The organism is Paenibacillus sp. Soil750 (assembly GCF_001428045.1).
GTDB lineage: Bacteria > Bacillota > Bacilli > Paenibacillales > NBRC-103111 > Paenibacillus_E > Paenibacillus_E allorhizoplanae.
In genome coordinates this window covers 1,131,673-1,144,400 of record NZ_LMSD01000012.1, presented here as the reverse complement: position 1 = coordinate 1,144,400, position 12,728 = coordinate 1,131,673, and the positions used below count along the sequence as shown (strand labels likewise).

Annotated in this window: 10 protein-coding genes; 8 read left to right on the top strand and 2 right to left on the bottom strand. The window is 45.8% G+C overall.

Features of this window, described 5'->3' with window-relative positions:
• Window positions 1–213 precede the first annotated feature (213 nt).
• From ASL11_RS16920 to phoU, 5 genes are all read left to right on the top strand, one after another.
• Window positions 214–1,134 (top strand): phosphate ABC transporter substrate-binding protein, encoded by a 921-nt coding sequence (locus tag ASL11_RS16920; protein WP_056616697.1) that lies wholly within the window; start codon window positions 214–216, stop codon window positions 1,132–1,134.
• A gap of 205 nt (window positions 1,135–1,339) precedes the next feature.
• Window positions 1,340–2,278 carry a phosphate ABC transporter permease subunit PstC gene (gene pstC, locus ASL11_RS16915; RefSeq protein ID WP_056616694.1) on the top strand — a complete coding sequence of 313 codons (939 nt, stop codon included), beginning with the start codon at window positions 1,340–1,342 and terminating at the stop codon, window positions 2,276–2,278.
• Window positions 2,275–3,132 (top strand): phosphate ABC transporter permease PstA, encoded by an 858-nt coding sequence (gene pstA, locus ASL11_RS16910; RefSeq protein WP_056616691.1) that lies wholly within the window; start codon window positions 2,275–2,277, stop codon window positions 3,130–3,132. Before pstC ends, pstA begins: the two co-directional genes overlap by 4 nt.
• A gap of 3 nt (window positions 3,133–3,135) precedes the next feature.
• Window positions 3,136–3,903: a phosphate ABC transporter ATP-binding protein PstB gene (pstB, locus tag ASL11_RS16905; RefSeq protein ID WP_056616688.1), complete on the top strand. Its 768-nt coding sequence runs from the start codon at window positions 3,136–3,138 to the stop codon at window positions 3,901–3,903.
• 23 nt (window positions 3,904–3,926) lie between these two features.
• The gene (phoU, locus tag ASL11_RS16900) at window positions 3,927–4,586 is read left to right on the top strand and encodes a phosphate signaling complex protein PhoU (protein ID WP_056616685.1); all 660 of its coding nucleotides are present in this window, start codon (window positions 3,927–3,929) and stop codon (window positions 4,584–4,586) included.
• Window positions 4,587–4,647: 61 nt separating this feature from the next.
• On the opposite strand, the gene ASL11_RS16895 is transcribed toward phoU, so the two are convergent.
• The gene (locus ASL11_RS16895) at window positions 4,648–6,219 is read right to left on the bottom strand and encodes a response regulator (protein ID WP_056617172.1); all 1,572 of its coding nucleotides are present in this window, start codon (window positions 6,217–6,219) and stop codon (window positions 4,648–4,650) included.
• A gap of 187 nt (window positions 6,220–6,406) precedes the next feature.
• Here ASL11_RS16895 and ASL11_RS16890 point away from each other — a divergent pair, with 187 nt between their 5' ends.
• Window positions 6,407–8,149: a GGDEF domain-containing protein gene (locus ASL11_RS16890; RefSeq protein ID WP_056616682.1), complete on the top strand. Its 1,743-nt coding sequence runs from the start codon at window positions 6,407–6,409 to the stop codon at window positions 8,147–8,149.
• An 18-nt stretch (window positions 8,150–8,167) separates the two neighbouring features.
• Here ASL11_RS16890 and ASL11_RS16885 read toward each other — a convergent pair whose 3' ends face one another.
• Complete coding sequence (locus tag ASL11_RS16885) at window positions 8,168–8,917, bottom strand: HAD family hydrolase (RefSeq protein ID WP_056616679.1); 750 nt, start codon at window positions 8,915–8,917, stop codon at window positions 8,168–8,170.
• Window positions 8,918–9,058: 141 nt separating this feature from the next.
• On the opposite strand from ASL11_RS16885, the gene polA reads away from it, so the two are divergent.
• Together polA and mutM are read left to right on the top strand one after the other, a co-directional pair.
• Complete coding sequence (gene polA, locus ASL11_RS16880; protein WP_056617169.1) at window positions 9,059–11,722, top strand: DNA polymerase I; 2,664 nt, start codon at window positions 9,059–9,061, stop codon at window positions 11,720–11,722.
• A 57-nt stretch (window positions 11,723–11,779) separates the two neighbouring features.
• The gene (gene mutM, locus ASL11_RS16875) at window positions 11,780–12,640 is read left to right on the top strand and encodes a DNA-formamidopyrimidine glycosylase (protein WP_056616664.1); all 861 of its coding nucleotides are present in this window, start codon (window positions 11,780–11,782) and stop codon (window positions 12,638–12,640) included.
• Window positions 12,641–12,728 lie beyond the last annotated feature (88 nt).

Below are 12,728 nucleotides of genomic sequence, written 5' to 3'. Positions count from 1 at the left end.
TTACTTATTAATATAGGGGGCTTCTATTAACTAAAGCGTCGAACTATGTAAACGATTTGTAAATTAAAAGTTTTACATTACGTTAACGTTTCGTGGGTTTGTAATTTACATTCGCTTGTTACCATATGGAAGTAAGGTCGTTCGACACACAAGTAGATGGGGATCGAACATAACCAAATCCAGCACATACATTCAAAGGAGGACATGCTAACTATGTTTAACTTCATGTCGAGAAAAGGAATTACATTTACATTATCCGCGGTACTAATGATGGGGACTTTGGTTGGTTGCGGCGCTAAAACAGAGACGAACAACGCAGCAGCAACAACAGCAGCAACGACTGCAGCTTCAGCTTCTGCTAAACCGACAGATGCACCGAAAACAGAGTTGAGCGGCACAGTAACAGCTTCTGGTTCCAGCGCACTTCTTCCATTGGTTAAACAAGCAGCAACAGAGTTTATGGAAAAGAACCCGAAGGTAACTGTTAACGTTACTGCTGGTGGTTCAGGTACAGGAATTAAAAACGTAGCAGACGGAACATCCGACATTGGTAACTCCGACGTAGAACCTGCTGCTGAATATAAAGATAAAGGCCTTGTGGATCACCAAGTAGCAATCGCACCTTTCGCATTCATCGTTAACAAAGATGTTAAAGTAGACAACGTAACAAAAGCACAAGCGGCTGACATCTACATGGGTAAAATTACAAACTGGAAAGACGTTGGCGGCAATGACGCGAAAATCGTTCTTGTTCACCGTCCGGACAGCTCAGGTTCCCGTACACTAGTTAAACAAATTATTTTGGATGGCAAAGAATTCACGAAAGACGGTATTACCCAAGAAAATAGTGGTGCAATGAAAACAGCAGTTGTTGGTCAATCCGGTTCCGTTGGTTATGTTGATACGCCGTATATCGATGACACTGTAAAAGCTTTGAAAATTGATGGCGTAGCATTCTCCGAAGAAAACATCAAAAACGGCACATACAAATTGTTCGGTGTTGAGCACATGTATACAAAAGGTGAAGCGACAGGTGCTGCTAAAGCATTCATCGACTACATCTCCACAAAAGAATTCCAAGGTAAGCAAGTTCGTGAATTGAAGTTCTTACCAGCTGATTTGTTGAAAAAATAAGATATCCCATCATGAGCGTCTGCATATTCATGCAGCGCTCTTTTTCTGTGTATGTGTGCGGGGAGATCACTCGCTGCAAACTCGGAATACCGCGCATACACGCAAAACTTTTACATTCCCTTAACAATTCATTTACGATCCAATGACATTCGTATTCTATGATAATAGTAAGTCTTGTGTATTGTAGAGAAAGGGGAATCACCCAGTGAATTCCATAGTAGATCAACTTACCAGCAATGTGAAATCAGATGCAAGTCGCCCAGTCGTCACCAAATGGACTCAAAATCAGCATCGGCAAGATAGAATGATGAGGTGGGTGTTTGTTGGCAGTGCTGCTCTAGTTTCTGCAATTATATTCTCAATCATCATTTTCGTAGGTATGCAGGGAATCAAAACCTTTCAAGGTGTAAGTCCTCTCGAATTTTTCTTTTCTACCGATTGGACACCTGGTCAAAATAAATTCGGCGCATTTCCGTTTCTTTACAGCACGTTGCTCATGACACTAGTTGCGGTCGTCATTTCCGTTCCACTCGCCTTATCAGGTGCTTTGTTTATGGCTAAAATAGCACCAAAATGGATGCGTGAGATCATGCGTCCTGCCACGGATCTATTCGTTGGGATTCCTTCAGTTGTTTATGGACTGATCGGGATGACCGTCATTGTACCAGCGTTAGGTAAAATAACAGGTGGCATCGGGTACGGCATTTTGCCAGCAGCGATCATTCTAGCCATTATGATTCTACCTACTATTCTGTCCATTTCCGAAGATGCGATTCGCTCGCTTCCGGGCCGTTTGGAAGAAGCCTCATTGGCACTGGGAGCAACACGGTGGCAAACGATGTGGCGTGTACTCCTACCAGCAGCGAGACCTGGTATTCTAACAGCGATCATCCTTGGGATGGGCCGCGCGATTGGCGAAACGATGGCAGTATTCATGGTCATCGGGAACTCACCGCAAATGCCCAAATCGCTGCTCGATTCAACGACAGTACTAACGACAGCCATCGTTAAAGATATGGGGAATACAAATTACGGCTCAACGTGGAATAACGCGCTCTATTTGATGGCTTTGCTCCTACTTGTCATCTCCTTATCCCTCATTCTCATCATTCGTATTGTAGCCAAGAGGAGTGAACTCAAATGACAAGTAAATCAACAGATCGCATCGCAACCATCTATTTCTGGACATCAGGCATCGTCATTATCGGGATTCTGGCATGGTTTCTCGTTCGCATACTAGGGGATGGCATCCCGCATTTATCCTGGCATTTTATCTTCGGTAAGCCCGAAGAAATCAAAGCCGGCGGTGGCGTAGGACCTCAGCTTTTTAACTCGTTCTACGTACTGTTCCTGTCACTTGTGATTTCGATTCCAATCGGTTTATTTTCAGGTATTTACTTAGCCATTTATGCGCAAAAGAATTGGTTCACTGATCTCGTCCGTATTTCCGTAGAGGCACTATCTTCCGTACCATCTATCGTATTTGGTCTTTTCGGATTTCTTCTATTCGCTAACTTGCTAGGACTCAAGTTTTCATTGATTGGTGGCGCGGCCACTGTAGCCTTGCTGAATTTACCCGTCATGGTTCGGGTGACAGAGGAAGCTATTCGGACAGTGCCTGACTCCTATTGGGAGGCTAGCTTGGCGCTAGGCTCAACGAAATGGCAGGCCATTCGTAAGGTGCTCATTCCAGCAGCGTTACCAAGCTTGATTACAGGTATTACGTTAATCGCCGGACGGGCGCTTGGTGAATCAGCGATTCTCATTTATACAGCTGGCTTGTCCGTATCGCGCTTTTTCCCAGATTTCAATCCGCTCAAAATGGGAGAGACGCTCTCCGTTCATCTCTGGTACATCGGTGCAGAATCACTTGTTCCTGATGCGAAAGAGATTGCCAAGGGCAGTGCCGCTTTACTCTTAATCGTTGTCCTGATCTTCAATCTGCTGGTTTCGATACCAAGTCGAATCTTACAAAAAAGACTTTCCGGGGGGAAATAACATATGGCTATCGCGACGAAGTACAAAATTAAAGCAGAGAAATTGAATTTGTTTTATGGCGAAAACCAAGCACTTCACGATATTGATTTGAATATCGAAACAGGATCTATCGCCGCGTTGATCGGTCCTTCGGGTTGTGGGAAATCCACGTTCCTTCGTACGTTGAACCGAATGAATGATCTTATCGATAATGTGCGGATCACAGGGAATGTAGCCGTGGACGGACACAATATTTATGGCTCGGATTCCGATGTCGTGTCACTGCGTAAACGTGTGGGTATGGTATTTCAACGTCCAAATCCATTCCCAATGAGTATCTATGATAACATCGCTTATGGTCCAAGAATTCACGGTATCAAGAAGAAAGCTGTGTTAGATGAAATTGTAGAACGCAGTCTCGTACAAGCTGCGCTTTGGGAAGAAGTCAAGGATCGACTGAATAAGTCTGCGATGGGATTATCCGGGGGACAACAGCAACGTTTATGTATCGCACGATTACTCGCTGTCGAACCAGATGTATTGCTGATGGATGAGCCAACATCGGCTTTGGATCCTATTTCAACATTGAAAGTAGAAGAACTAACACAAACCTTAAAAGAGAAATATACGATCATCATCGTGACCCACAACATGCAACAAGCAGCGAGAATCTCAGATAAAACCTCTTTCTTCCTGAACGGTTATTTAGTCGAAACCGACCAAACCGATAAGATCTTCACGAATCCGAATGATCAACGTACAGAAGATTACATTACCGGACGTTTCGGTTAAAACACATAAAGGGAGAGATACACATGGATGCAAGACCAGGGTTTCATCAGTCGTTGGCACTACTGCAGAAGGAATTACAGCAAATGGGAGAAAGTGTGGAGGATTTAATTTACACCTCCGTGGAGTCCCTTGCCAAGCTGGATGAGAAGGCCGCTCAGCAAGTCATCCAGAAGGATGATCTTATTGATGATTATTTAACGACCATTGATGAGCTATGTTTACGATTAATTGCTCTTCAACAACCCATGGCTAGTGATCTGCGAATTATTGGAACGGCGTTGAAGATTGCCACGGACTTGGAACGTATTGCAGATCATGCTGTCGATATCGCGAAGATCACAATTCGATTTGCAGGTGAAGAGCTGGTGAAGCCACTAGAAGTCATTCCGCAAATGGCGGAAATTGCTATCGAAATGTTGCATGAGAGCCTTCTATCCTATACGGAACGCGATGTACATAGGGCGGCATCGCTTGCCGAGAAGGATGACCGTGTAGATAAGCTGTACAGTACGGTGATGCAGGAGCTGATGGGGATGATGGGTACCGATTATCATCGGAATCGTCAACTGACCCATCTGTTGTTTGTTGCGCACTTCTTGGAGCGTGTGGCAGATCATACCACGAATATCGGCGAAGGTGTCATCTACATGGTAACAGGGAAACGGAAAGATCTGAACGTATAAGCGAAATAGAGAAGGGCCATCTCCAAGCGTAGATTATCTACTCTCGGAGATGGCCCTTTTATCATTTGGAATGAAGCGGGAATCGAATGAAGAAGGTAGTACCATTTGGACTGGAGCTCACTTCAATCGTAGCGTGATGTCTGGCAGCAATACTGTAGCAGATGGCTAAACCGAGTCCAGTTCCTTCATCCTTCGTCGTGAAGAAGGGGCGGCCCAGCTTCTCCAAATGCTCTGTCTTAATGCCACTGCCTTGATCAGCAATTAAGAGGACAACGTGTTCATTCTCCTGATAGGTTTCAATCGATAGTGTTCCGCCTATGCTCATAGCCTCAAGACCATTCATACACATGTTCAGAATAAGCTGCCGCATCTCTTTGTCGTCAAGTTGTATCTCTGGACAATATCCGAATTGACCATTAACATGTTTGCCTGACATGACGGCTTCTGCTTGAATCAGAGGCAGCAAGCTTTCAATGATACGGTTAATACTCTCAGGACGTTGATAGGATTGCTTATTCTTGGCTAGAGAAAGATATTCCGTAATAATATCGTTGGCCCTGTCCAATTCTTCCAACATGATAGGGATATATTCCTTTTGCATATGTCGATCATTTTCTTGAAAGAGTTGAAGGAAGCCACGAATCGTCGTCATCGGATTCCGAATTTCATGTGCGATACCCGCGGCCATTTCACCGACTAGGTTTAACTGAGCAAGGCGTGCCATTTCGGTTTCAAATCGAAGACTTTCCGTAATATCAACTGCGACATGGAGCAAGCAATTTTCATCCTCGATATCGATGATCTCTGTGGATAGGAGCGCAGTCCGAACGTCGCCAGATTTGGTAACATAACGAACTTTCTCATTCCGGACAATATCGCCATATTTAGATGAATTATTAAGATCGTCACGAAATAGATTCAAGGCTGTGCCAATAACCTCGTCTCCATAGCCTGTATGCTGCTTCCAGCTTTCATTAACATCCAGAAAGGTAAGATCAGGTAATCGGCGAATGGCCATTAAGGAAGGCGAGAGGATGAACATTTTTTTGAAATGTTCTTGGGAGTTCATAAGCTTCTCATGGGCATCGACCAGCTCAGATGTACGCTCTTCGACCCAATTCTCGAGAAGTAAGTTTTGCTCTATTAACTTCTCCTCAGCTTCTGCAAGCTTGCGATTCGTTTCTTCAAGATCTAATGTACGTTTATGTAAAAGCTCGCTTTGAGCTTTCAGCTTCTGATGGTTCAGATGCATATTAACGAAACCATCCACCTTCATGCGCAGCATTTTGGGATGTACAGGTTTAAATAAGTAATCAATCGAACCCACATGATAGCCTCGCAATACATGCTCTATTGAGGTACTCAAGGCGGTTAAGAAAATAATCGGGATATCTTGACAGGCTTTCCGTTGCTTTATTAATTCTACGGTTTCAAAACCGCTAAGCCCCGGCATCTGCACATCCATCAAAATAACTGCAATATGGTCAGCAGGTTCTTTTAATAAATAGCGAAGTGCTTCCTCCCCTGATTGTAATGAAATAACGTCATAGGAAGAAGAGGCCAGAATGCTATTCAGAGCCAGCAAGTTTTCATAGCGATCATCTACCGCCAAGATTTTTACTTGTTGTTCCATCGGTTGTCCTTTCCGCACGAGATCTGCTATACGCACCTACAATCCATATCTCACCTTTTCGAGGAAAAAGTGTAATTCCCTCTTTTTTTCTTAAAGTCTTTACATACATTTTACATATGGTTAATCTTACCTATCATTTGATTTGCTAGACTTGGAATAGATGCAGAAATAGATGAGGATGATGGACATGCTTACTCAGTCAGAAGTCGCGATAGAGTTTCATAAGTTAATAGAAGAACAACGTATTTCTTCCGTTTATCAACCAATTGTATCCTTGCAAGATGGACAAGTGATGGGGTATGAAGCTTTAACTCGCGGTCCGGTGGACGGCCCTTTCCATTCGCCGCTCGCGATGTTTCAGTATGCGGAGCAGCAAGGTGAGCTATATCGTCTAGAGCGGCTAGCCCGTGAGAAGGCGATACAAGGTTCCATTTTGGAACACGGACAGCAATTGTTATTTATTAATATCTCGTCACACGTTTTAGAGGATCCTGGCTTTATTCCAGGTAAGACGCTTGAGATTCTACAGCAGTATGGACTTCGTCCGAGCAATGTCGTATTCGAAATTACGGAAAGAAGTTCGATCGAGGACTTCACTTTGGCTAAGAAAATTTTAGCTCATTATCGGACACAGGGTTATCGCATTGCGATTGATGACGCGGGGGCAGGATATTCTTCACTCCAAGCGATTGCCGAGCTTCAGCCTGATTTTATTAAAATCGATCGTTCATTGATTGAAAATATTCATTTGAATAAAGTGAAAGCTTATATTCTCGAAACTTTCGTCACCTTTGCTCAGAAAATGAACATTTCGTTAATCGCTGAGGGAATTGAACAAGTAGAGGAGCTAGCCAAATTAACTCAAATGGGTGTGCATTATGCGCAAGGCTTTTTACTCGGGAGACCTTCTACATCCATTGCGACTGTTCAAGACACGCATAAAATGACCATTTGGCAGCATCGCAACGTACAAGGAGGCACTATGACTTGGCATATTGGCGAGCTGAAAACACCTGTTGGTGTGTTCCATACGAAAGTGCAAATTTCCGAAATTGCGGAGTTTTTCAAAAAAAATCAAGAGGCAGTCGGGGTTGTCATTGTTCATGACGATGAGCCGCGCGGTCTTATGATGAGAGATCGCTTATTCCAGCATTTGGCTGGTCAATATGCTTATTCCCTTTACTGGAATCGCACGATTGATAGTGTGATGGATGCTTCTCCCTTAATCGTAGACGAGTTAACGCCTGTGGAGCAAGTGTCCCAGTTGGCAACTTCACGTGCGATTCATCATTTATACGACCTTGTCATCATTACTAGTCAGGGGAAAATGGCAGGTTCAGCATCCATACGAACGATATTAGAGAGTATTACGAATGTGAAAATGGAATCAGCACGCGTCGCGAATCCACTAACAGGCCTTCCTGGGAATTTGCAAATTAATCGGGAATTGAACAAACGAATAACGGCGAGAGTGCCATTTCATGTGATCTATGCGGATTTGGATTATTTTAAATGGTACAATGATCGATTTGGTTTTCAAAAAGGGGATCAATTAATTCAGTATATGGCGGATTTAATGCAACAAGCCATCGCTTTCTATGGAACACCAAGCGATTTTGTCGGTCATGTTGGCGGTGATGATTTTATTGCGATATCCACCTCGTTATCACCGAAACTCTTGTGTCAGGAAATCATCAATCGCTTCGAAACCGGTGTCCGTATGTTCTATGAAGGCGAAGACTGGGAGTATGTGGTGGATCGGGGGGGCCAGCAAGTGAAAAGCGAAGGGGTCACGGTGTCCTTATCTTTAGTCATCTGCAGCTGTGAGTCCCCTATTTCACTAGACTATATTTCTCAAACAGCGGCTCAACTCAAGAAGAAAGCGAAGGCGCATCAAGGCAGTATTTATTGTTTTCAAACGATTGGCTAACGAATGCTGTGAAGATTTTCAGAACGTATAGATTAATTGTTTGAATGAACGAACGATGATCACTTTCTGCTTCCCAATCCGCCTTTCAGAGATTTTCTTAATATTGGCTGGGTGAATCCAGACCGCATCCATCCCAGTAGAAGCCGCACCTACCACATCATTACGCCACGAATTCCCAACCATCACACTCTGGCCTGCAGCCGTATTCATCGATTTCAGGGCTTGCTCAAAAATCGCGGGATGCGGCTTCCGTGGTCCATCATTCTCCGTTGTAAATAAACGCTCTTGGTCGAACCAGGAGGTCAGCTTCATTTTCTCCAAATTACGTTGTAGTCGATTTCGATTTCCATTGCTGATAATCGCCAGCTTATATTGACGTGACAGCAGCTCTAGTGTGTCTTCTACCCCTGGAAATAAAGCAACGAAATTGTCCTCTTTCTCTTCGATTTGATTGAAAAAGGATCGCGTAAACGCCGTACTCACTTGCATCGGAAATGGATGGAGTGCTTTGATTAAACAAATATGCCGCAACTCGTCTGGCGAGATAGGGCTTCGGATAGGTGTTTTGCGATGGCGGCTCCACTCGGACTTATAGCTAAGCAGTGCCTCTTGCGCGGTCAGTTTCGAATCCTCTGTTTCCCACCGTGCCGTGAAATCCTGCATAACTTCAAGAAAAGCGGAGTCGAAGCATTGTCTTCGATCAAGGATCGTGTTATTCATATCAAAAAATATAACCTTTTTACGTGTGGGTGAGAAAAAAGGACTCATACGGAGAACCTCCTTCTGAAGACCTGACCGTCCTAACTTGTAAAATTTCGGCTCCTTACATGTTTATGTAGGGAACCGTTTTTTTATTTTAATTTCGTATGCTATGATGAAGGAAGTATGTTTAAAATTGGGGTGGAACTTATGGATAAGCTTATTATTATTGATGGGAACTCAATCGCTTTTCGTGCCTTCTATGCGTTACCTTTGCTGAGTAATTCAAGCGGTTTACATACCAATGCGGTATATGGATTTACGACCATGCTGCTGAAATTGATTGAAGAAGAAAAGCCAACCCATTTTCTTGTTGCATTTGATGCGGGGAAAATTACGTTCCGACATAAAGAATATACCGAGTATAAAGGTGGTCGTGCGAAAACGCCGACAGAGCTTTCAGAACAATTTCCTTTGATTAAAGAATTGCTGAAGGCTTTCAAAATCCCGCAATTCGAGCTATCTGGCTATGAAGCGGATGATATTATCGGAACGTTGACGAAAGAAGCGGATGCGAGAGGGGAGAAAGTTCTCCTCGTGTCTGGTGATAAAGATATGCTCCAACTTGCTTCTGAGCAAGTGACGGTTGCGATTACCCGCAAGGGAATCAGCGAGATGGATCGCTTCGATCCTGAAGCCATTAAAGAGAAATACGGGCTTACGCCGAATCAAATCATTGATTTGAAAGGTCTCATGGGCGATACGTCCGATAATATTCCGGGTATTCCCGGCGTTGGTGAGAAGACGGCTCTTAAAATGCTGCATGACTTTGGCACGGTTGAAGAAGTGTTGGCAAACACAGCAAGTCTGAAAGGCAAAATGAAAGAGAAAGTGGAAGAGCATGCCAAGAGTGCTCTCATGAGCAAAGAGCTGGCCACTATTTACCGTGAAGTCCCGATGGAAACAGCTTGGGAATCGTTCCGTTATGATGGCTTCGATGGACAAGCGTTATCCAGTATGTTTCGCAAGCTGGAGTTCAAGTCGCTGCTGGAGAAGATGGATTTCGGTTCAGTCAGCGTAGAAACTGAAGATCTCGTCGTGGAGAGTCTGGAAGCCGTTGCGGTTACAGAAGCTAATATGGGTGAGTTGGTTGCCAAATTGGACGACCATGCCGCGATCCATGTGGAAGCGGTTGGTGAGAATCCACATCAAGCTGTGATGGTTGGGGTTGTGTGGTTTATCGATGATGGTGCTTCCAACACTTCGTATTATGTGCCGTTTGCCCTGCTGCAAAGCGATGCAGGCAAGCCGCTGCGCGATTGGCTCAGCGATGCTTCCAAGAAGAAGCAGCTCTTCGACCTGCACCGCGCGCAGCTGGCGCTGGCTTGGCAGGGCATCCACCTCGCAGGGGTGGATTTTGATGTGCTGTTGGCCGCTTACCTCCTTGATCCGACGGAGTCGAATCTCAGCTTGAGCGGCCTGTCGGTGAAGTACGGTCTGCCATCTGTGAAGGCAGACGAGGATGTGTTCGGCAAAGGCGCGAAGTTTCGCCTGCCGGAACTCGCTGCGCTTAGCGACCACGTGGGTCGCAAAGCGATGGCGATGGCGCGCATGGTGCCCGTGCTGCGCGATGAATTAGAGAAGAGTGAGATGCATCAACTCTTCTACGAGCTTGAACTGCCACTCTCCGGCGTTCTCGCGGAGATGGAGATGTGCGGCATCGCCGTGGATGCCGAGGGGCTCAAAACGCTCGGCGTGGAGCTTGGTAAGCAGCTGGACACGATCATGTCCAGCATTTACAAGCTCGCCGGCGTCGAGTTCAACATCAACTCACCGAAGCAGCTCGGTGAGGTTCTGTTCGAGAAGCTGGGACTGCCAGCTTCGAAGAAGACCAAGACCGGCTACTCGACGGATGCCGAGGTGCTGGAACGTCTTGCGCCCTACAACGAAGTTGTCGGGCAGATCTTGCACTACCGCTCGCTAGCGAAGCTGCAGTCGACATACGTCGAAGGGCTGCTCAAAGAGGTGCGGCCAGAGACCGGTAAGGTGCACACCTATTACCGGCAGACGATTGCCGCGACGGGACGACTCAGCAGCCAGTTCCCGAACCTCCAGAACATTCCGATTCGTCTGGAAGAGGGCCGTAAGATCCGCAAGGTCTTCGTTCCATCCGAGCCTGGATGGTACATTCTTGCTGCGGATTACTCCCAGATCGAGCTGCGTGTGCTAGCGCACATCTCGCAAGATGAGAAGCTGAAGGAAGCGTTCCTTCAGAATATGGACATTCACACGAAGACTGCGATGGATGTCTTCGGTGTGGAAGAAAGCGCTGTTGACAGCAATATGCGCCGTCAAGCGAAAGCCGTTAACTTCGGAATCGTATACGGAATCAGCGACTACGGCCTGTCACAGAATTTAGATATTACCCGTCGGGAAGCCGCTCAGTTCATTGAACAGTATTTCGCGGTGTTCCAAGGGGTTCGCCGATATATGGATGAAATCGTTAAGGATGCTCGTCGTGACGGATATGTAACCACTTTGCTTCAGCGTCGACGCTTATTGCCTGAAATTACGCATTCGAACTTTAATATACGTTCATTCGCAGAACGCACTGCCATGAATACGCCAATCCAAGGGACAGCGGCAGATATCATCAAGCTTGCCATGGTTCAAATGGCTGATCGCTTGGTGAAAGAAGGGCTGAAGAGCCGCATGCTGCTTCAAGTACACGATGAGCTTGTCTTTGAAGTGCCAGCTGATGAGCTGGAAACAATGAAGGGGCTTGTGCCTGAAGTCATGGCAGCTGCGCTGAAGCTGGACGTTCCTTTACGTGCAGATGTTGATTTCGGTCTAACTTGGTATGATGCGAAGTAACAATTTGGTCTAGCGGCATGAACTGCAGCTCCCAACACCTAGAAGGAGGTGAACACCTTGCCTGAGCTACCCGAGGTCGAAACCGTCAAACGAACACTGAATGAGTTAATTACAGGGAAAACGATCGCCCATGTTGAGGTTAGACTGCCTCGTATTATCCAAAAGCCGGACGATATTCAGCAGTTTGAAACGCTGCTGCAAGGACAAACCATTGAAACCATTGAACGAAGAGGAAAGTTTCTTCGCTTCGTGCTTACGGATTATGTGATGGTCTCCCATTTGCGTATGGAAGGTCGCTATGGCTTGTACGCAGGCAATGATCCGATAGAACCGCATACACATGTTTTGTTCCGTTTTACAGATGAAAGTGAGCTGCGGTACAAAGATGTGCGGCAATTCGGCACGATGCACCTGTTTCCGAAGGGTGATGAGCTTACACAGCCACCATTGGTGAAGCTCGGTCTTGAGCCGCTCGATGAGGCGTTCACCCTCGAAGCATTTCGCGGGGTGATTGGTCATCGAACTACGAAGATCAAGCCGTTGCTGCTCAATCAAGCATATATCGTGGGCATCGGGAATATTTATGTAGACGAGTCCCTCTTCTTAGCGGGGATCCATCCCGAACGGGAAGCTTCCTCACTGAGTAGGAAGGAGTTAGCCTTGTTGCATGAGGCGATTATTCGTACCCTCCAAGAATCCGTTGAGGTAGGCGGATCATCCATTAAATCCTATGTGAATGGACAAGGCGAAATCGGCCTTTTCCAGCACCAATTAAACATTTATGGCAGACAATTACAGCCATGCAAAACGTGCGGCCAAGAGATTGTGAAAACCGTCGTGGGAGGCAGAGGGACACACATATGTCTCACTTGCCAACCTTTGAAGCCCAAGCGGTCGCGAAAGAAGTCTGAGAAATAGGCACGAGAAGCGCACCCTCCCCATATGATATGGAGTACTTAGCCTAGGTAACAGCCCATGAGGCTTGTTATTTGGGTAAAACGCTTAG